Here is a 21,743-nt window from a genome sequence, read left to right as displayed (position 1 = left end):
TCCGTAAGACAAAGACTAATATATCATATAGGATACCAATATGTCAACAAAATATGAAAAAATGGCGGAGGAGGGGGGATTCGAACCCCCGCGAGCCTTAAACTGGCTCCTGTCGGTTTTCGAGACCGATCCCTTCAGCCGGACTTGGGTACCCCTCCATGCTTTTGTCTCCAAAAGCTATCACACCATAGTTTCAAGATTCCAGTCAAGACTTCCGCTTAGCGGATTTCTGTCTTACCACCCATATAAGGTACCAACACTTCTGGAATCTTCACGGATCCATCAGCCTGCTGGTAATTTTCCAAGATAGCAGCAACCGTTCGGCCTAATGCCAAACCTGATCCATTCAATGTATGGACGAATTCCGGCTTGCTCTTGTCATCTCGTTTGAAACGGATGCCAGCACGGCGCGCTTGGAAGTCCTCGAAGTTGGAAACAGAGGAGATCTCGCGGTACGTACCCCCGCTAGGCAGCCACACCTCGATATCATATGTTTTCGCAGAAGAGAAACCAAGATCTCCTGTACATAATGTAACCACTCGGTGTGGAAGACCAAGAAGCTGCAACACTTTCTCTGCATGGCCTGTGATTTCTTCCAGCACATCATAAGAGTCTTCTGGTTTTACAAATTGAACAAGCTCAACTTTATTAAATTGGTGCTGACGAATCAAACCGCGTGTGTCACGGCCGGCAGATCCTGCTTCAGAACGGAAAGAAGCGCTGAATGCAGTGAATTTCTGCGGAAGCTGTTCCCCTTTCAAAATTTCTTCTCGGTAATAGTTCGTTACAGGAACCTCAGCAGTCGGAACAAGGAAGTAATCCCAGCCTTCTACCTTGAAAGCATCCTCTTCAAACTTCGGCAGCTGACCAGTTCCTGTCATGCTTGCTCTGTTCACCATATAAGGAGGCAGCATTTCCTGATAACCATGTTCATCAGCGTGAAGGTCCATCATGAAATTGATCAAAGCTCGCTCCAGACGGGCACCTAAGCCAGTGTAGAATACAAAACGGCTTCCTGTTACCTTCGCAGCACGTTCAAAATCCAGAATTCCTAAATCAGCTGCAAGATCCCAGTGCGCTTTTTCTTCAAAGTCCTTCTGCTGCACTTCTCCCCATTTACGCGCTTCTACATTATCGTCCTCAGAATCGCCTACAGGCACACTCTCATGCGCCAGATTAGGGATGGACAGCAGTAACATATCCAGCTCACCCTCTACGCTCCGGAGCTCCTCATCAAATGATTTGATTTGATCGCCTACATCGCGCATCTCTTTGATTTGAGCATCGGCATCCTGCTTTTCTTTTTTAAGGACAGCAATCTGCTTGGATACCTCATTGCGTTTTGCTTTCAGTTCCTCTGTGTCATTGATCAGCTTCCGGCGGCGATCATCCAAATCTCCGAATTTATCTAAGACAGTCAGATCTTCACCCATATTTTTCAGCTTCTGTTTTACTTCTTCAAAGTTTGAACGTAAAAATTTCAAATCCAGCATATGTGCTTCCTCCTTTTTTCTTGAACAAAAAAACATCTCATCCCTATAAAGAAGGGACGAGATGTTTCACCCGCGATACCACCCTGGTTGAAGACAAATAAGTCTTCCGGCTCGACAAGGTAACGGTTTGTACCGGGTATGTTTCCATACCATTCCAGGATGGATTCACTCACAGCTCTGCATCGATTTTCACCAGCCATCGACTCTCTTAAAGCATGCTGTAAGTTACTAGTTCCTATCATCACGTTGTTGTTATTCTTCCTACAGAATAGCTAATTCCAGGTAATTATGCAAGTATGATATGCAATTCCAGCTCTAGCTTCTACATCCTAATAGGATTTTATACGAGAAAAGCGGAAAAGACTCAGTCTTTTCCGCTTTTTAGCTATGCCTAGCCCCAGAAACCAGAAACTACGCTGTAAGCAAGGAATCCCTGCGTGAGGAAAAACCTCCCACTCCGTGCTCCCTTACTTATCCTTACGTTCCTAAACGGCTTTCTCCGCTTTTCTTAATTGTCTAGCTGCAAAGAACAGAAACTGCGGTATAGGCGATTAATCCCTGCATGAGGAAATGCACCTCATTACGGGCTTTCTCACCTATTCCTCCGTTTCTAAGCGTTCTTTTCCGCTTTTCTTAATTAAAACCAGCCTTTAACTGTGTCAGCAACGCTAGTGAAGATTCCTGCGAAGAAATCACCGATTGCGCCTAGGGAGAGCATGAACCAGTTTGATTTTTCTACGTCTTCGGATGCTACAACGTCAACAGTATAGGAGCCGCCGTTGATGTTGCCTTGGTCATCTCCGTCATAGACAAGTGTCGCAGTTCCGACTTTGTCGCCTTTTTTCACTGGAGCGACCAATTCGCCATCTGCATTCAGCTTGTCCTTATCGACTTTATATTCCAAATGATATTTATCTTCTTCGCCATTCTTTACAGAAGTGATAACTGCATCTTTTGTTGAGATGGCTACACTATCTTCTTTTCCTTTTGCAACTGGTACAGAATCATGATCTTTGATTTCTGTTCCTGCTTTGTAAAGTTCAGCCTGCTCGAATTGATTGAAGCCGTAATCAAGCAGCTTTGCAGTTTCCTGGAAGCGTGCTTCCTCACTGGCAGACTTCATGATAACAGTTATATATCGCTGACCATCACGTTCAGCCGTACCTGTGAAGCAGTAGCCTGCTACGTCTGTATGACCTGTTTTCAAACCATCCATGCCTTCATAGCCGTAAGCTTCCAAGTAGCCAGGCATGTTTGGTAGCATCCAGTTCCAGTTCGTGATTTGTTTACCGTCAAAATCTGTTTGTGTAACGCTGGAAACCTCAAGTGCTTCTGGGTGATCCTTGATCAAGTTATATGCCAGAATACCAGTGGACTTTGCAGTCATCAGGTTTTCATCGTTCACATTTGTTCCCTGTGGTCGGTTATCACCTAAGTCAGAGTTAGAAAGACCGGATGAGTTAACAAATTTATAGTCCTTCATGCCAATGTCTTTCGCTTTTTCATTCATCATCTTGACGAATTCCGTCTCACTGCCGCCGACAAGCTCTGCAAGTACTATTGTTGCGGCATTATCGGAGTTGATAGCCATCGCGTTATAAAGGTCGCGAACTGTATAATCCTTGTTCTGCGTAAGTCCTGTGCCAGAAAAGTCTGTATTAGAGGAAATACTGTACGCATAATCGCTCACTTGTGTTGTCGTATCCCAAGAAATATCCCCTGCTGCAATAGCATCCAAGATGAGATATTCCGACATCATCTTCGTCATACTTGCTGGAGGTAAAGTGAGATCTGCCTGCTTCGCATATAATATTTCACCAGAGTTGGCGTCTATTAGAATTGCGGATTCCGCTTTAATATCCAAGCCTTCCGCAGCTTGAGTGTCTAGTGGCTTCGCTAGAAAAGTGTTAAACGTAATCAGCATCGCGAGCAAACCGATCATCGATGCTTTCAAAAGATGTTTCAAAGTCTTCCTACCTCCACAAAAATATAGAATCGATACTGTGCATCCCCGCTATTTTACCATAGACAATAGGCAGAGGGGAACGTACTTTATACCGATTCTACATTTTGTTCACAGGTCTGGAATACACCAGTCAATTGGCTTCAACCCATTATTTTCTAATATCTCATTTGTTTTGGAAAATGGCTTGCTGCCAAAGAAACCGCGTCTTGCTGAAAGCGGACTTGGATGAACCGATGTAAGTGTATAGTGCTTCTCCGTATCAATCAGCTTCTGCTTTTCTTGGGCATGTTTCCCCCAAAGAATGAAGACAACAGGATCCGGCTTCTCATTCAACGACTCAATGACTCGGTCTGTGAAGTGCTCCCACCCTTTACCGCGGTGCGATGCTGCCTGGTGAGCTTCTACTGTCAAAGCGGTGTTCAGAAGCAGCACGCCTTGTTCAGCCCAGCGCTTCAAATTCCCATGTGTCGGAATCGGGCAGCCAATATCATCTGCCAGCTCCTTGTAGATGTTGACCAGTGATCTCGGGATAGCTACCTCGGGCTGTACCGAAAAACTAAGACCATGTGCCTGATTAGGGCCATGATAGGGATCTTGTCCTAAGATGACAACCTTTGTATCGGCAAATGAAGTTACTTGCAATGCTTCGTAAATATGATGCATATCCGGATAAATCGTCCGTTCCTCATATGCTTTTTTTAAAAAGCTTCGCAGCTCCTTATAATAGTCTTTCTCAAATTCACCCTGCAGAATATCTTGCCAGTCATTATCAATTAGTTCTTTAACCATGTCATTCCACCTCCAAGACATTGTATCAGACCTATACCCGTTATGAATGATGAAAAAAAGCCACCCTCATGAAAGGGCAGCTTCTCAATCAGCTTGCAACCGGCTGATTCATTTCAGATCTTTTATACATGAACTGGAATGCGATTAGGGCAGCGAAAACCACTAAACCAGCAATACTGGTCCAGACTCCCGGGTAGATCAAGGCTAGGCCGGCAGCCAATGCTACTAGACGTTCTGGCCAATACAATCTTCGGAACCAATAACCGATCATTCCGGCACCAATGACTATCATGCCCAGAAAAGCAGTCAGGAATATCCAAGCAACCTCTAGATAATTGCTTGTGCCAACCAGCAGCAGTTCCGGGGCAAAGACGAACATATATGGAATGACGAAAGCGGCAATGGCCAGCTTCGTCGATATGACCCCGGTGGCAATCGGCCGTCCTCCAGACATACCTGCGGCCGCGAATGCTGCCAAAGCAACCGGCGGTGTAATATCAGCCATGATACCGAAATAGAAAACAAACATATGCGCTTGCAGATCACTGACTCCAAGCAGGATGATTGCTGGTGCAGCAATCGTCGATGTAATGATGTAGTTGGCTGTCGTAGGCGCACCCATACCAAGAATGAGGGACGCGATCATCGTAAAGAACAACGTCCAAAATAGCTGTTCATTCGCGAGACCGACCAAGCTGTTTGCAAGGCTCAGACCAAGTCCTGTTTTTGTAACGACTGCAACGATTATCCCGGCTGCTGCAGTTGCTGCAATTACACCGAGGGCAGTTCTTGCACCGTCCACTAATGCTTCAATTGTCTCCATGAAGTTACGGTCGAAGAAATAGCTGACAGCGATAGTTGCAATGGCTGCGATGATCAACCCATTTTGAATGGACATGCTACCGGTTACACCGCTGAATATCAAATAAGCAACTAGTACAACCCCGAATACGATCGGGTACAGATGACGGTAGACTTCCTTTCTGATTAACGCGACAAGCACACATGTAACGATCCCATACAGTGCGGCTCGCATGATGCTGAGACCCGAGCTCAGATAAAACACCATAGCGATTATGGGAAGCAGCAAATATAGTTTGCTTAGAACTTCCTTTTTGTTTGGAAGTTCTTCTTTTTTGAGGCCTCTCAATCCAGTTCGCTTCGCCTCGAAATGCGTCATGATCCAAATGCCGGCAAAATAAAGGATAGCCGGTATGATTGCCGCTTTGGCAATCGTCCAATAGCTCACACCGATGAATTCGACCATCAAGAAGGCTGCGGCCCCCATTACAGGCGGCATGATTTGACCTCCTGTAGAAGAAGATGCTTCGACGGCACCTGCGAAGTTCTTGGAATAACCAAGTCTCTTCATCATTGGAATGGTAAATGATCCCGATGTTACAACGTTCGCTACCGAGCTCCCGCTCACAGTACCTTGCAGAGCACTGGAGAATATCGCAACCTTCGCCGGGCCTCCAATTCTCCTTCCGGCTACAAGTAATGCAAGATCATTGAAATACTGTCCTACGCCAGTCTTTACCAGGAATGCACCGAATAAAAGAAAGAGGAAAATATACGTTGCCGATACACCGATCGGCGTACCGAGCATGCCCTCTGTTGTGAAGAATAGGGAGTTGACGAGTGTATCTATATCCACTCCTGGGTGGACGATGAAATCAGGAAGCTGCCTGCCCCAGTAAGCATATGCCATGAAGAGGATGGCGATGATGACGATAGGCAGCCCGACAGTACGTCTTGTCGCTTCCAGAACGAGCAGGACCGCTATTCCTCCTGTAACGAAATCCAATGTAGTCATCTGCCCGCCTTGTGCAATGATGTTGTCATACATGACCGGCCAATAAGCACCTACATAAAATCCAAGTGCAGCTAACAGATAATCATACCAGGCAATCCGTTTATCCTTGCTTTTACGCTTTGCCGGGAATAACAGATAAATCAAAACAAGCCCGAATCCTAAGTGGATGGATCGATGAATCTGAGTCGGTACATTTCCATATGTAGCGGTATATAACTGGTACAAGGAAAACGCGAGCAATAAGAAAAAGACGACAGTAGCCATGATGCCTGTGAGCTTTCTGAAATTTGATTCAGTATCATATTTCTCAATCAGCTGCTGTTGTTCTTGTTCCGATAATACGTCAATGTTCGTAGCTTTATCGTTCATTCAAGCAGTTCTCCTTTCCATAGCTCCCATAGATTTGTGTATTCTGCTTGGATTTTAATGGAGACACCTGGTCCGATATTTTCTTGGAGAGAATAGCTGTGCTTTCGATAGACCAGCTGGTGATTTGCCACCACTTCTCCGATTGTCAGGTTAAGAGCATCCTGATAGCCCTTCATATTCCGTATATAATATTTTCCATCTTTCATCTCGAATGCTTCACCGGGCTTGGCATTTGCTGGCATGCCAACTGCAGTATCTTCGTAGACAAGCTGAAAAGGATATAATCTTGTTTGCTTGATTGTGTACTCTTCCGTCACATCTGAACGATGGATGGAATGGGTGTATCGGATACTCACATGCGCTTCATCCTCGACCGGTAAATAAGCCAGGAGACGCTCACTTTGCAAATCTTTACAGGCGATTATATGCCGGAAGGGGACAAATATGTACAATGGAACCAGTGTTATGATCAGTAGACTGCTCAAAAAAATGATGCGAAATCGCAATTCAATTACACCTGCTTTTGTAAAAAAAACGCCGGTAAACGAGCTACCGGCGTTTTCCGTATTCAATCAGGAAGAAGGCAGTTCCACTCCTGCTTCCTCCAAATAGCGCTGGGCACCTGGATGGAATGGAATGCTTACACCATCAGCAGCTGTTTCTGCTTTGATGAATTCTGCCTTTTGATGGCCGATATCTCCTGTATTTTCATACAATGCCTTTGTCATGTTATAAACGAGTTCCTCATCCATACCTTCTGTGGTTACAAGCATTGCATTTACAGAAACTGTTTCTACAGGCTCCTCCAAGCTGTATGTTCCTGCTTCGATCGTGTAAGGAGCGTAATAAGGCTTCTCTTCGATCAATTGATCCACTTTATCTTGATCCAGCCCTACAATCGTGACTGGAGTCGTTGCTGAAAGACTTTCTACCGCCCCTGTCGGTGTACCAGCTGTAATGAAAGCAGCATCAATGGTACCATCCTGCATACCAGCTGTTGATTCACCGAAATCAAGATTCTGGACTTCGATATCGTCCACTGTCATGTCGTAGATTCCAAGGATATCTTCTGCACTTGCATTCGTTCCTGATCCTGGGGCACCAATTGATACTGTTTTGCCTTTTAAATCTTCCACTGTCTGTATCCCGCTATCTTCCGTAGCGACAATCTGGATCGTTTCCGGATACAAAGAACCGATGGCCTGGATGCTATCGATTCCTTGACCATCAAACATCAAGGTTCCTTCCGATGCATACGCAGCAATATCAGTCTGGCTGAACGCGACGATATCATCATTTCCTTCACTCAATTTATTCATATTCTCCACTGAGGCACCAGTAGAGGTAGCTGTCGCTTTTACATCATCCACATTGGAATTTAAAATCTCCGCGATACTTCCGCCAAGCGGATAATATGTACCTTCTGTTCCGCCTGTGAGCAGCGTGATGAATTGCTGTCCGCCTTCTTTTTCACCGGAATCCCCTGAACCCCCGGCTGTTCCCCCACCGCAAGCGCTGAGTATAAGTGCTAACAACGTCATAAGTACTACTGCTGAAAGTGATTTCTTCATTTTCATTCGTTCATCTCCCCCTTGAGATTATTAATTCTCCATAACGTTAGCAAACCCTCCCTACTTTTACAATATTATTTATATTGCAAAAAATCTGTTTATTTGTTAGATTATGTACTATAAAAAAGAAACGACGCCGATTTTGGCGTCGTTTCAAAATATGATTAGTTTACGGAATAGTTCGGTGCTTCTTTTGTGATCTGGATATCGTGCGGATGGCTTTCGCGCAATCCTGCACCAGTCATACGGATGAACTGTGCATTTTCACGGAAGTAATCAAGATCAGGAGCACCGCAGTAGCCCATGCTGGCGCGCAAGCCGCCAAGCAGCTGATGGACTGTATCGGAAAGTGATCCTTTGTATGCTACACGGCCTTCGATGCCTTCTGGTACCAATTTCTTCGCTTCTTCTGTTTCACCTTGGAAGTAACGGTCCTTGGAGCCGGATTTCATTGCACCGACAGAACCCATACCGCGATACACTTTATATTGACGGCCTTGGAAGATTTCAGTCTCACCAGGGCTTTCTGTTGTACCTGCAAACATACTGCCGAGCATGACAGCATGTCCGCCTGCTGCGATCGCTTTAGCGATATCACCGGAATACTTGATTCCGCCGTCAGCAATGATAGCGACACCATGCTTTTCAGCTTCCGCTGCACAATCGTACACAGCAGTGATTTGCGGCACACCTACACCAGCTACAACACGTGTTGTACAAATGGAGCCTGGTCCAATACCGACTTTTACGACGTCAGCACCAGCTTCAATCAGCGCACGCGTACCTTCAGCTGTCGCAACGTTACCAGCTATCAAATCTACTTCAGGGAACTTGTCCTTGATCGCTTTCACCTGCTCCAAAACACCTTTGGAGTGACCATGCGCTGTATCAACAACAAGTACGTCTACCCCTGCGTCCACCAGTTTACTGATGCGGGTCATTGCATCACCAGTAACCCCAACAGCAGCTCCTACTAACAAACGTCCATGTTTATCTTTAGCAGAATTCGGGAACTCAATCACTTTCTCGATATCTTTGATCGTGATCAAGCCTTTCAGCACACCATTTTCATCGACAAGCGGCAGCTTTTCGATTTTATGCTTCTGAAGGATTTTCTCTGCATCATCCAATGTAGTTCCAACAGGTGCTGTCACCAAATTTTCTTTTGTCATGACATCGGAGATCGCGATGGAATAATCCTGTACGAAACGAAGATCGCGATTTGTCAGTATACCAATCAGTTTCTGCTCTTCTCTGTTGTTAACGATAGGTACACCTGAAATGCGGAATTTACCCATCAGATGCTCTGCATCGAATACTTGGTTTTCCGGGCATAAGAAGAATGGGTCTGTGATAACGCCGCTTTCAGAACGTTTAACGCGATCCACCTGCTCTGCTTGCTCTTCAATGGACATATTTTTGTGAATGATACCAAGTCCACCCTGTCTAGCCATTGCAATCGCCATGCTTGCCTCTGTTACTGTGTCCATTCCCGCACTGATCAATGGAATGTTCAAAGTGATATTTTTCGTCAATGCTGTCTGGAACTTCACATCACGTGGCAGAACCTCTGATTTCGCTGGTACAAGCAAGACATCATCAAAAGTTAAACCCTCTTTTGTAAACTTATCTTCCCGCATGTTCATCCTCCTTTTATCATGAAATGTTTATATATGGTTAAAATACTGCTATTAAAACCTATTGTTACTTACAATACGCCAAGATGCGCGGTTTTTCAACTATATCAGCACGTAAAAATCACTGGAGGATTCTGTATGCATGATGAAAACGTATCCACCTTTCTTTCCTTCCTCGAGGCAGAGGATGCAGCTCTTTCCTTCCTGCAAAAAAGCTACCAGTATCTTGGAATTCCAGACGCCGAAGCACGGAGCTATCAGAACATTTCTGCCTTCCTTGCCTATCTGGAACACGGTAAATCTTATTATTCCCATGGAAAGAACGCCCCGCTGCTTATGAAACCTGTCTTATTATTTTACGGAATGACCCATTTTATGAAGGCGAGTTTACTGCTGACGCGTCCAGCCTACCCAGAATCCACAGCGGATCTTTCCCATGGGTTATCGACTAGAAAGCGAAAGAAGCGCGACTATCAATTCAGCTTAGATGAAGTTCTATTGCAGCAGCGCGGCTTATTCCCGTATTTTTCGCGTCATGTGTGCAAGAGAGAATTTCATAGCATCAAAAAGGTTTCCATGGGGGACATGTTTGGATTAATTCCGGAACTGTATGATCTTCTTACGCTGCAGGAGGGAAAGCGCAATCTGACAGAAGCTAGACTGGAAAAGGATGCACTTATTCTGCCGGATTGCTTATTAGACGAGTTTCAATATACAAAACGCCGTTTCTTGGAGTTCCTGAAATCTTTCTCTTTTAAAGTCACAGGGCAGGAACAGCTGACAATGCAGCAGCCTGATTCGCTGTGGCAAGCTGCTGGACCGCTTTATTCAAATCCGGTAAAGGGCCAATACTACTTTGTCCGGCAAAGCTGTTGGAGCAGCTTTCATGAGTGCATGGCGCATTATGCACTGCTGTACAACCTAAGCATGATTTGCCGCTATGAAGCAGAGTGGTGGACAGATCTGCTTCATGTCAACCGGCACAATGAATATCCGCTCATTGTCCGGTTTCTGGAGATTACTGCAGAAAAATTCCCTTTATTGATTGGATCCTATATGCTGAAGCATTTTCAGGATATAAAAAAAGCACGCTGAACAGCGTGCTTCATGAGATGATTTGTTCGATTCTTATATGCGGCATATCAGTCAATGCCTTTACTTGACCAGTCTCTTGCTCACGTACCATCGGCCTCGTCGGATGGTTATGATCGGTATAGACAACCTCCGCAAACTCCCCGGATGATAATTTAACAGTCGTGTTTTGCTGGGCATCGACAAATGCCTGGGTAAAGTACTGGATCATTGCTGGATCAAATCGTCTGAACTGCTCCTCCAGGATAATATCCAGCGCTTTATATGGTGATACAGCAGCCTGGTAAGCACGTTCGGTTATCAAAGCATGATATGTGTCACAGATGGAAAGGAGACTTGCAAAGGAGTGAATCTTTTCCTTCGGTAATCGCAATGGGTATCCAGCTCCATCCGCCCGTTCGTGATGCTGGAGAATGGCAAGCTTCGCTTTCGACGAAAGGAGAGAAGCTTGTTCTACCATCCGATAGGAGAAGGTTGGATGCTTTTGGATGTCTTCCCAATCAATATCCTGCAAACGTCGTTTCTGGATGTGATACGGCTGCTTAAGTTTCGCCATACCGCAATCTGCCAGATAAGCAGCTAAGCCGATTTGCTTGATGTCCGCCTCGGGAAAACCTGCTTTTTGTAAAACAGCAGCCACAAGTGCAGCGGTACCAGCCGCGTGTTCCGGCAAATAACTATGCGTTCTGTATGCAGGCAGATTGAACACATTTCCTTCCCATTCACTGACCTTCTCCAATACAGGAAGAATGTGTTTGCGAAGTGCAGCTATATCGACAGCGGAGCCATGCTGCCATGCGCTGAACTGCTTTTGATAGCTTTCAACTGCGGCTGCATAGGCATCCAGGAAATGCACTTGTATATTAGCTGGCTGAACGCTTACAGTCTCCTTTTCGGGAACGAAACTGCTGCCATCCTCTAAGCGAGCTGCAACTGTTACTTCTTTTACGAGCATTTTTTGCAAATAAAAGATTTCTGTATCTGTCAGGACTGTCTTACTTTTTACAAGCGGCATACCGCTTTTACCTAAAACATCGGCTGTTACGATACAGCCGGAAACGAGCTGATTGGCTGAGACGATCATATTCTGCATCCTTTCATCCAAAGGTTATGTAAAAAAAAGCATTCCCACTATGGGAGCGGGAATGCTCAATATCATACTTCTTCTGTATCATCAGTCTCTGATACTACTGGTTCCTCCAGCATATCATCTGAAACTGCTTCTATTTCTTCCTCTTGCTCTTTATCAATCCGAGCAACAGTTGCAACTGCTTCATTCTCCTGAATACGAATCAGGATCACACCCTGTGTATTACGGCCAGTAGTCGAAATACTGGAAACAGGCATCCGAATCAATACACCGGAGACTGTAATGATCATGATATCTTCCTCACCGGTAACCGGCTTAGCTGATACCATCTGTCCCGTTTTATCCGTGATCTTGGATGTAAGGATCCCTTTACCGCCACGGTTTGTGATGCGATACTCTGACTCAGGTGTCCGTTTACCGAAACCTTTTTCAGTAACATTCAAGATATCGACACCTTCATCGATTATATCCATGGACACAACCGAATCATCTTCTCCGCGTAAGGTTATTCCTTTAACCCCAGCAGCAGTACGGCCCATTGGTCGGATTTGCTCCTCAGGGAATCGGATCAGATAACCATTCTTCGTCGCGATCATGATATGTTTATGGCCATCTGTCATTCGAACAGAAATCAATTCATCATCCTCACGCAAGTTCAATGCGATTAGACCGCCCTTACGGATATTGGCGAATTGAGATAGAGTCGTCCGTTTGGAGATACCTTGTTTGGTTGTGAATATCAAATACCAGTCATCGGCGAACTCTTTGACTGGAATCAAAGCATTGATCCATTCGCCTTTTTCGATTTCCAGCATATTGATGATCGGAATTCCTTTTGCTGTACGGCTGAATTCCGGCACTTCATAACCTTTCGCGCGATATACTTTTCCTTTGTTCGTGAAGAAAAGAATCGTATCATGCGTGCTTGTGGAAATTAGGTGTTCAACGAAATCATCTTCATTCGTTCCCATACCTTGGATTCCACGGCCGCCGCGTCCTTGGCTACGGTAAGTGTTTGAAGGCAGACGCTTGATGTAGCCTTGATGCGTCAATGTGATAACGACGTTCTCGACAGGGATAAGTGCTTCATCCTCAATAAAGTCAGTACCGCCAATGACGATTTCTGTACGGCGATCATCACCGAAACGTTCCTTGATCTCAGTCAATTCTTCCCGAATGATCTCAAGCACCTTCTCTTCATCTGCAAGAATTGCTTTAAGCTCCGCGATTAAGCTAACCAGCTCCTGGTACTCATCTTCGATCTTGTCGCGCTCCAAGCCTGTCAGGCGCTGCAGACGCATATCAAGGATGGCTTGTGCTTGCTTGTCAGAAAGCTCGAAACGCTCTATCAATGCATCACGGGCGATATCTGTTGTCTGGGATCCACGGATCAAGCTGATGATCTCATCAAGATTATCCAGGGCAATCCGTAAACCTTCCAGGATATGTGCTCTTGCTTCTGCTTTGCGCAATTCGAATTCTGTTCTGCGGCGAATGACAACTTGCTGGTGATCAAGATAATGTGTCAAAGCCTGCTTCAAGTTCAAAATCTGCGGTTTGTCATCTACAAGGGCAAGCATATTGATCCCAAAGGATGTCTGCAGGGCTGTATGCTTGTACAAGTTGTTCAGAATGACATTCGGGTTCGCATCACGGCGAACTTCGACCACAACGCGCATACCGTTTCGGTCGGATTCATCCCGAAGGTCTGTAATTCCTTCAATGCGCTTATCACGAACAAGTTCAGCAATTTTCTCGACAAGACGTGCTTTATTCACCTGATATGGCAATTCATGTACAAGAATCGTTGATTTGCCGTTATCATGCTCGATAATTTCTGTCTTGGCACGAATTGTTATCGAACCACGGCCCGTTTCATATGCTTTCCGAATACCGCTGCGGCCCAAAATCTGAGCTGCAGTAGGGAAATCCGGACCGAATATATAATCATCCATCAATTCCTCGATAGTGATATCCGGGTTTTTACTGAGTGCCAAAACCGCGTTGATTGTTTCATTCAGGTTATGCGGTGGAATATTTGTTGCCATACCAACCGCAATACCAGAAGCTCCATTCACGAGCAAGTTAGGGAATCGAGCTGGCATTACGAGCGGCTGTTTTTCAGAGCCGTCGTAGTTATCGCCATAATCGATCGTATCCTTGTTGATATCACGCAATAGCTCCATGGATATCTTGGACATACGCGCTTCTGTATACCGCATTGCAGCAGCGGAGTCACCGTCCACAGAACCGAAGTTGCCATGTCCGTCTACGAGCATATAGCGATAGCTGAAATCCTGTGCCATCCGGACCATCGCTTCGTATACAGCTGTGTCGCCATGCGGATGATATTTACCGATTACTTCCCCGACGATACGGGCTGATTTCTTATATGCCTTATCAGCATGCATACCCAGATCATGCAATGCATAAAGGATTCTGCGATGCACCGGCTTCAAGCCGTCTCTTGCATCAGGCAATGCACGCGCTACGATAACGCTCATTGCATAATCAAGAAATGAGGTACGCATTTCCTGACTTATATCTCTTTCTTGCACACTTGGACGTAATTCATCCGCCATGCGAAAACCTCCTGTCAAATTGCCGGAAACAATACTCTATTGGTCAGATATCTAAATTCTGTACATTCTGTGCGTTATCTTGGATGAAATTCCGTCTCGGCTCAACTTTGTCGCCCATCAGGACGTCAAAGATTTGATCCGCATCGATTGCATCAGCCAAGCTGACTTGAAGCAATGTACGGTTTTCCGGATCCATTGTCGTTTCCCACAGCTGTGCTGCATTCATTTCTCCAAGACCTTTATATCGCTGCAATCCTGGTTTTGGAACTTTCGGAATCTCACTCATTACCTTCTCAAGTTCCCGGTCATTATAAGCGTAATAAGCTGCTTTTCCTTGCTGTACTTTGTAGAGTGGCGGCTGTGCGATATAAACATAGCCATTTTCGATCAATGGTCGCATGTAACGATAGAAGAACGTCAACAGCAGTGTCCGGATATGGGCACCATCGACATCCGCATCAGTCATGATGACCAGTTTATGATAGCGTGCTTTGGAAATATCAAAGTCTTCACCAATACCGGTACCAAGCGCTGTAATCATGGCACGGATTTCATTATTGGCCAAAATTTTATCCAATCTCGCTTTTTCAACGTTGATGATCTTACCACGCAAAGGCAAGATTGCTTGGAAGTGCCGGTCGCGTCCCTGTTTTGCAGAACCGCCGGCAGAGTCTCCCTCTACGACGTACAATTCACTGATTGAAGCATCCTTGGAAGAACAGTCAGCAAGTTTACCTGGTAAGCTGCTCACTTCCAGTGCACCCTTACGGCGTGTTAGTTCGCGAGCACGCTTGGCTGCGATACGGGCACGGGATGCCATCAAACCTTTTTCAACAACAATTCGCGCTGTATCAGGGTTCTCAAATAAGAACTTGGAAAATAGCTCTGTGAACGCTGCATCCGTTACTTGACGTGCTTCACTGTTTCCGAGCTTCGTTTTCGTCTGCCCTTCGAACTGCGGATCTGGATGCTTGATGGAAATGATTGCAGTCAATCCTTCGCGCACATCATCACCAGAAAGGTTTGGATCTGCCTCTTTGAACATGTTGTTTTTACGTGCATAGTCATTAATAACACGCGTCAGGCCGGATTTGAAACCAGCTTCATGCGTTCCGCCTTCATACGTGTGGATATTATTCGCAAATGAGTAGATACTGCTTGTATAGCCGTCATTGTATTGCAAAGCAATCTCTACAGTGATTTCGGAATCTGTATTCTCTGCATAGAATGGCTCGTGCAGTACTTCTTTGGAACGGTTGAGATGCTCCACATATGAACGGATACCGCCTTCGTAATGGAAGGTGATGCGCTCTGGATTCTCTTCGCGTTTATCTTCCAGGCTGATTGCAAGTCCTTTGTTCAGGAACGCAAGCTCCCGGATACGAACTAGCAATGTCTCTTTGTTATATTCAGTCGTTTCTGTGAAAATCTCAGGATCTGGTTTGAAATGTGTAATTGTACCAGTTCTATCGGATTCACCAGTAACTTGAAGGTCTCCTGTCGGAATTCCACGCTGGAAGCTTTGTTCATGGATTTTGCCATCGCGGTGTACCTGGACATCAAGCTGCGTGGACAAAGCATTTACAACTGACGCACCTACCCCGTGCAGACCTCCGGATACCTTATAGCCCCCGCCGCCGAATTTACCACCGGCATGAAGTACTGTCATGATAACTTCAACCGCTGGGCGGCCAGTCTTCTCATGTGTACCTACCGGGATTCCACGGCCATTATCTTCAACAGTGATACTGTTATCTTCTTCGATGATTACTTGGATATGGTCACAGTAGCCAGCAAGCGCCTCATCGATACTATTATCGACAATCTCCCATACAAGATGGTGCAGACCGCGTTCACTCGTAGAGCCGATGTACATTCCCGGTCGTTTGCGGACTGCTTCCAATCCTTCTAGTACTTGTATCTGATCTGCATCATACAACTGTTCTTCAGGCATTTTATCTTCCATTGCCATTTAAATCACCTGCATTTCTTTAAAGGTTATCTTCTTCTATCATTCTCGGAACCGTTGTATCAGCCCGTTTCTTCAATGTCTGCACGGATAAAGGACTGGAATAAATCCGATCAGTGGTGACAATGATAGATTTGGCTGATATATGATCCGCTTCATCGTTTTCTGCCAAAGTGGGATCAACTGTTTTAGCTGCTTGGCTGTATTCCAGGATGGCCACCACTTCTTCAGCTCTGACGACATTATTCCAACCGATCGAGATAAACATCAGGACCCTCCTGACTCACTGACAAGCTTCCCGGATTTTATCGTGAACAGTTCTGCCTGTTTCAGAGTTTCATGCTGGATTCCCGATACATTCGTCGTGGAGACAAAGGTTTGGACCTTCCCCTGTATTGTTTCCAGCAAATGCGATTGCCTGCTGTCATCGAGCTCGCTTAAGACATCATCCAGCAAAAGAATCGGATAATCTCCGACCTCGTTATAAATCAGTTCTATCTCAGCCAGCTTCAGCGACAGAGCAGTCGTACGCTGCTGACCCTGTGAACCGAAAGCCTGTACATCTTTCCCATTCACATAAAAAGACAGGTCATCACGATGGGGGCCTGCTAAAGTTGTCCCTCTTTCCACTTCACGTGTCCGTAATTCAGAGAATTTCTCCTCATATGCTACTCTCAGCGTTTCCTTATCGGATTCTTCTGATACGTGCAAGTTGGAAAGATATTCTATATCAAGCGTCTCAAGCTTCGTCGTGATGCTCTGGTGGATGGGCTGTGCCCATTTTCGGAGCATTCCGAGGAAGAGGAAGCGTTTCTCTAATATGATGGCAGCATGCTCGATCAGCTGCTCCGTCAGCACATCAAGCATTGTCGTGTCAGCTTGGCGACGCTGCAGAAGCTTCAGCAAATGATTCCGCTGCTTCAATACTTTTTGGTATTGTCCAAGGTGGTAGATATAGACCGGCTGAATCTGCCCGATCTCCATATCAATAAAACGCCTGCGAATTTGCGGACTGCCTTTCACCAAGTTCAGATCCTCAGGAGCGAACATGACGACATTGAGCGCCCCGATATAATCACTTAGGCGTTTTTGTTCCAGGTGATTCAGTTTTGCTTTCTTTCCCTTGGACGATAGGACGATCTCAAGCGGAAACCGCTGTTTCCGCTTGAGGATGTTCCCTTCTATTTTAGCATAATCTTGATCCCATTGGATAAGTTCTTTATCTTTAGGGGTTCGATGCGATTTGGAGAAGGCAAGCACGTAGATGGCCTCCATCAGATTCGTCTTGCCCTGTGCATTCTCGCCGATGATCACATTCACCTTATCGTCAAATTGAAGCTGCAGCTTATCGTAATTCCGATAATGCGTAAGCGTTAGCTCTTGGATATGCATGCTTAGGTCCTTTCTGTATCCGGCAGACTGCTATGCCTTTTTGACAATGAATACCTCGGATGTCGCCGGCAGCTCTACACGATCCTCCGGATACAGCTTCCTGCCGCGTCTGTTTTCTTCCTCGCCATTGACCAGCACCGGATAATCAGCTAAATACAGCTTGACCATTCCCCCGCTTTCGACAGCATTCACTAGCTTCAGGAATTTCCCAAGCTGGATATATTCGGTATTGATCTGAATTTCTTCGTTCATTTCCGCTCTCCTTACTTTATGTTGCCTTCTTATTATTTTACTAAAGTATCCACAACTTTGAAAGTTATTTTCATTATGCCCAATCCTGCTGACGTCATGTTATGCACAGAAAAAAAGCACCGCCGCCAGGGCAGTGCCTTTATCCACATGTGAATAACTCAGTAAGTACGGACTGGTGTAATCAGCTGCAGCAGGTCCTCGTCGTCAGTTGGACGGATAAGGAATGGGCGCATTGCTCCCGTGAATTCGATCTTCACTTGCTCACTTTCGATGACCTTCAATGCATCCATCATATATTTTGCACTGAAACTGATCCGCAATTCTTCACCTGAAATTTCCTGAACGGTCACTTCCTCTACGACACGCCCAACTTCCGGGGAATTACTGCTGATTTCAAGCTGTCCGGAATCCTGGGTTACCAGCTTCACGACATTATTTCTATTTTCTTTCGCCAGTAAGGATGCCCGGTCGATAGAGCGGAGCAATTCCTTCGTGTCGATAAGTAATGCTGTCTTACTTTCTGATGGAATGAGACGGGATGTATCTGGATAGTTTCCTTCCAAAAGACGGGATAGGAAATACAGATGTTTTGTCCGGAACAGAATTTGATTATTTGTGATCCGAATTTCGACAGGATCCTGGTTCTCATCAAGGATTTTGTTCAATTCGGTCAAACTTTTCCCTGGAATGACAACATTTTGGAAACCTAACGCTGCTTCATTTGTTGAAACAGGGATCTGACGGGATGCCAAACGGTGACTATCTGTCGCAACAAAATGCAGCTGATCTTCCTGAACGCGAACATTCACACCAGTAAGCAGTGGTCGAGTTTCCTGGGTTGAAACAGCAAATACAGTTTCTTTGATGACATTTTTCAGTAAATCAGCAGGCAGTTCAAAGCTATCTTCACTATGCAGTTTTGGCAGCTGTGGATATTCCTCTGCGTCCTGTCCATTTAATTTAAATTCAGCACTTCCGGATCGGATCGTTACGTTCAATTGTGCGTCGGATTCAATTTCAACAGCATTCATTGGTACTTTTCGAACGATTTCCGGGAAGTATTTTGCTTGCAGTACGATGCTGCCAGGTTCGATGTGTTCAACATAGACAATGCCGTCTTCTTCTTTTGGAATGAAAGATTCGATGGAAATATCAGAATCACTTCCTGTTAACGTGATTCCATCTTCTTTTGCTTCGATTTTCATCCCGGTAAGGATCGGAATTGCTGTTCTGGATGAGATTGCTTTCACAACATCCTGAATACTTGCTAAGAGCCGATCACGTTGTATGACAAATTTCATGATAATTGCGTTCCTCCTATGGGGGGTTCTTCTTATTAATTATTATTTATAAAAATACAGTAGTAGTAATAGGGCCTGTGATTATGTGGATAAGTATAGAAAAGCCCAGTAATACCAATAAAAATACCCTGTGGATAATATGTGAATAAAAAATGGCTTTATGCACGTTTATCAACAGGGTCCAATCGTCAGAAAGATTTGAGTCTTTCTTTTAGTTCATCGATGTCGCGCTGTAAATCCTGATCTACACTTAGTAGTTTAGAGATTTTCTCATGCGCGTGAATAACGGTTGTATGGTCTCTGCCGCCGAATTCCTCTCCAATTTTCGGTAAAGAGAAATCAGTCAGTTCCCGTGATAGGAACATAGCGATTTGGCGAGGGAAAGCGATGGCCTTCGTACGTTTCTTCGCAGTGAATTCTTCCAAGCGGACATTGTAGCGCTCGCCGACTTGTTCCTGGATCGCATGGATCGTAATGACCTTCGGCTTAGAGCTGGGAATGATATTTTTCAGTGCATCTGCTGCTAAGGAAGCATCAATATCCGAGTTGATAAGGGATGAATAAGCAACAACACGTATAAGAGCACCTTCCAGCTCCCGGATATTGGTGTCTATTTGATTGGCAATGTACAGCATGACTTCATTCGGGATGTCCAAGCCTTCTGCTTTTGCTTTCTTGCGAAGGATGGCAATCCGTGTCTCCAGATCCGGAGGTGTGATATCCGTGATCAATCCCCATTCAAAGCGGGACCTGAGCCGGTCCTCCAATGTTGGAATTTCCTTTGGCGGCCGGTCACTGGAAATGATGATTTGTTTATTTTCTTCATGTAACGCATTGAATGTATGGAAGAACTCTTCCTGCGTCTGTTCTTTTCCAGCCAGGAATTGAATATCATCTATGAGAAGGACGTCGATATTGCGGTATTTAGCCCGAAATTCTGCTGTCTTATTATCCCTGATGGCATTGATGAATTCATTCGTGAACTTCTCGGAGGATAAGTAAACAACCTTTGCATTCGGATTATGATCCAAGACATAATGGCCGATACCATGCATTAAATGGGTCTTACCGAGCCCGACACCACCATATATGAATAGCGGGTTATAAGCTTTTGCGGGTGCTTCTGCAACGGCAAGCGAAGCAGCATGGGCAAACCGATTCCCAGAGCCGATAACGAATGTATCAAATGTGTACTTGCTATTCAGCATACTTTTTGGTGATTCTGCCAACGTATCCTTTACGGCAGCTTTTTTGGGCATCGGCTGGCGGATGACTTCTTCTTCCTGCTGAAATTCCGGAATGATGAATTTCGTCTGCAGCCGATTGCCTGTCACTTCATAAAGTGTATCTCCGATCAAAGAGGAATAGCTGCTTTCCAGCCAGTCTCTGGCGAATTCGTTGGGGGCTTCAATCACAAGTGTATCTTCTTCAAGAGCATAGGCTTGTGTATTTTTCAGCCAAGTATCAAAACTGGGCTTACTGATTCTTTTTTCTATTGCTTGTAATGTCTTTTTCCATAAATCCTGAATATTCTCCAACAGGCATCCCCCTTTCTGAAAAAAATGAAAGAAGCAGTCACTTTCCATTAAGAACTGCAACATGATAGGTATTAAAAGGCCTTTTCGAGACATGCGAAAAAAGGTTCACGCATGCAAAAAGGCCGTGCACATACATATATGGATGTGGATAGAAAATCCGCATAATAAAGGGCAATGAAGCCACTTCTTCAGTTGTCCACGCTGCTGTTGATAACTGCATCTACAGCCCTGTGAATAGATGTCCACAGTTTATCCACAATCTGTGGATAAGGGATTTTGGTGAGATGGTTATCCAATCAGTAAAACACAGATATGATACCAGAATAATCCTTGTCTTGCAATGCTTAATCGACACTTATCCACAAATGCCGGCGATTGTAGACAAAATATATCCACAGCATGCGGTTATGTGTGTAAGTTGTCGAAAACTTGTGTGGAAAAAGTTATGCACAGGGTTACTAGGTTAACATGGGCTGTGGATAAAAGAAAGAGAGGATCCCGTAAAAAATGATAGGTTGACATGTCTGCCATTCTTTACGTATAATGTTCAAGACTGTCTATGACCTTTCGCATTATTTTTATATATCCTCGAGGGAGGTGTTTTATATATGAAACGTACATTTCAACCTAATAACCGTAAAAGAAAAAAAGTACACGGCTTCCGTGAGCGTATGAGCACAAAAAACGGACGTAAAGTTCTAGCTCGTCGTCGTCGTAAAGGAAGAAAAGTATTGTCTGCATAAGACCACTTGAAGTAGTGGTCTTTTTGACTTTATATACTTGAACGGTGTACTGACACAGCAAAAAGCTGTGCTTTTACATGAGTAGAGAAGGAGAATAAACTACAAGCTTAAATGCCGCGTTTATTCTCCTTCTTTCAAATTAA

Annotated in this window: 17 protein-coding genes, 1 tRNA gene and 1 other annotated feature; of the genes, 2 read left to right on the top strand and 16 right to left on the bottom strand. The window is 45.0% G+C overall.

The annotated features are described in order from the left end of the window. Positions 1 to 62 precede the first annotated feature (62 nt). The 8 genes from CHH91_RS03795 to guaB all read right to left on the bottom strand — a co-directional run bounded on the left by CHH91_RS03795 (position 63) and on the right by guaB (position 9,644). Positions 63 to 158, bottom strand: a tRNA-Ser gene (locus CHH91_RS03795). Between the two features lie 60 nt (positions 159 to 218). After that, positions 219 to 1,493, bottom strand: coding sequence for a serine--tRNA ligase (serS, locus tag CHH91_RS03790; protein ID WP_095222106.1), 1,275 nt, complete (start codon positions 1,491 to 1,493; stop codon positions 219 to 221). Between the two features lie 49 nt (positions 1,494 to 1,542). After that, positions 1,543 to 1,744 (bottom strand) — a binding site (T-box leader). A 386-nt stretch (positions 1,745 to 2,130) separates the two neighbouring features. Continuing rightward, the gene (locus CHH91_RS03780; protein WP_286160682.1) at positions 2,131 to 3,459 is read right to left on the bottom strand and encodes a serine hydrolase; all 1,329 of its coding nucleotides are present in this window, start codon (positions 3,457 to 3,459) and stop codon (positions 2,131 to 2,133) included. 108 nt (positions 3,460 to 3,567) lie between these two features. Continuing rightward, entirely contained in the window at positions 3,568 to 4,248 is a 681-nt protein-coding gene (locus tag CHH91_RS03775; RefSeq protein WP_095222102.1) for a uracil-DNA glycosylase, read from the bottom strand. Positions 4,249 to 4,336: 88 nt separating this feature from the next. Beyond that, on the bottom strand, positions 4,337 to 6,433 hold the full coding sequence (locus CHH91_RS03770) for a TRAP transporter permease (protein WP_095222100.1): 2,097 nt from the start codon (positions 6,431 to 6,433) through the stop codon (positions 4,337 to 4,339). Next, a complete protein-coding gene (locus tag CHH91_RS20445) occupies positions 6,430 to 6,789 on the bottom strand; it encodes a DUF1850 domain-containing protein (RefSeq protein ID WP_176465658.1) in 360 nt (119 codons plus the stop codon). Before CHH91_RS20445 ends, CHH91_RS03770 begins: the two co-directional genes overlap by 4 nt. Positions 6,790 to 7,005: 216 nt before the next feature. Then, positions 7,006 to 8,010, bottom strand: a complete 1,005-nt coding sequence (locus CHH91_RS03760; RefSeq protein ID WP_095222097.1) for a TAXI family TRAP transporter solute-binding subunit — start codon at positions 8,008 to 8,010, stop codon at positions 7,006 to 7,008. A gap of 158 nt (positions 8,011 to 8,168) precedes the next feature. Continuing rightward, positions 8,169 to 9,644, bottom strand: a complete 1,476-nt coding sequence (gene guaB, locus CHH91_RS03755) for an IMP dehydrogenase (protein ID WP_095222095.1) — start codon at positions 9,642 to 9,644, stop codon at positions 8,169 to 8,171. Between the two features lie 135 nt (positions 9,645 to 9,779). Here guaB and CHH91_RS03750 point away from each other — a divergent pair, with 135 nt between their 5' ends. Beyond that, positions 9,780 to 10,736, top strand: coding sequence for a YaaC family protein (locus tag CHH91_RS03750; RefSeq protein WP_176465657.1), 957 nt, complete (start codon positions 9,780 to 9,782; stop codon positions 10,734 to 10,736). 10 nt (positions 10,737 to 10,746) lie between these two features. On the opposite strand, the gene CHH91_RS03745 is transcribed toward CHH91_RS03750, so the two are convergent. The 8 genes from CHH91_RS03745 to dnaA all read right to left on the bottom strand — a co-directional run bounded on the left by CHH91_RS03745 (position 10,747) and on the right by dnaA (position 20,857). Beyond that, positions 10,747 to 11,826, bottom strand: a complete 1,080-nt coding sequence (locus CHH91_RS03745) for an HD-GYP domain-containing protein (protein WP_095222091.1) — start codon at positions 11,824 to 11,826, stop codon at positions 10,747 to 10,749. Between the two features lie 62 nt (positions 11,827 to 11,888). Then, the gene (gene gyrA, locus CHH91_RS03740; protein WP_095222089.1) at positions 11,889 to 14,405 is read right to left on the bottom strand and encodes a DNA gyrase subunit A; all 2,517 of its coding nucleotides are present in this window, start codon (positions 14,403 to 14,405) and stop codon (positions 11,889 to 11,891) included. Positions 14,406 to 14,448: 43 nt separating this feature from the next. Further along, positions 14,449 to 16,377, bottom strand: a complete 1,929-nt coding sequence (gene gyrB, locus CHH91_RS03735; protein WP_095222087.1) for a DNA topoisomerase (ATP-hydrolyzing) subunit B — start codon at positions 16,375 to 16,377, stop codon at positions 14,449 to 14,451. A gap of 19 nt (positions 16,378 to 16,396) precedes the next feature. Further along, entirely contained in the window at positions 16,397 to 16,642 is a 246-nt protein-coding gene (gene remB, locus CHH91_RS03730; RefSeq protein WP_095222085.1) for an extracellular matrix regulator RemB, read from the bottom strand. Further along, the gene (gene recF / locus CHH91_RS03725) at positions 16,642 to 17,766 is read right to left on the bottom strand and encodes a DNA replication/repair protein RecF (RefSeq protein WP_095222084.1); all 1,125 of its coding nucleotides are present in this window, start codon (positions 17,764 to 17,766) and stop codon (positions 16,642 to 16,644) included. The genes remB and recF overlap by 1 nt, the downstream gene beginning before the upstream one ends. A 30-nt stretch (positions 17,767 to 17,796) precedes the next feature. Beyond that, positions 17,797 to 18,018: a S4 domain-containing protein YaaA gene (gene yaaA, locus CHH91_RS03720; protein ID WP_095220703.1), complete on the bottom strand. Its 222-nt coding sequence runs from the start codon at positions 18,016 to 18,018 to the stop codon at positions 17,797 to 17,799. Positions 18,019 to 18,176: 158 nt separating this feature from the next. Further along, on the bottom strand, positions 18,177 to 19,319 hold the full coding sequence (dnaN, locus tag CHH91_RS03715) for a DNA polymerase III subunit beta (protein WP_095222082.1): 1,143 nt from the start codon (positions 19,317 to 19,319) through the stop codon (positions 18,177 to 18,179). A gap of 188 nt (positions 19,320 to 19,507) precedes the next feature. After that, positions 19,508 to 20,857, bottom strand: a complete 1,350-nt coding sequence (dnaA, locus tag CHH91_RS03710; RefSeq protein WP_095222080.1) for a chromosomal replication initiator protein DnaA — start codon at positions 20,855 to 20,857, stop codon at positions 19,508 to 19,510. A 608-nt stretch (positions 20,858 to 21,465) separates the two neighbouring features. Between dnaA and rpmH the strand changes: the two genes are divergently transcribed. Next, positions 21,466 to 21,600 (top strand): 50S ribosomal protein L34, encoded by a 135-nt coding sequence (gene rpmH / locus CHH91_RS03705; RefSeq protein WP_093726343.1) that lies wholly within the window; start codon positions 21,466 to 21,468, stop codon positions 21,598 to 21,600. Positions 21,601 to 21,743 lie beyond the last annotated feature (143 nt).

It is taken from the genome of Virgibacillus sp. 7505 (genome assembly GCF_002272135.1).
In the GTDB taxonomy this organism is placed as follows: Bacteria; Bacillota; Bacilli; order Bacillales; family Amphibacillaceae; genus Terribacillus.
Note: the sequence above shows the minus strand (reverse complement) of the source record. Positions and strands in the feature narration are given on the sequence as shown.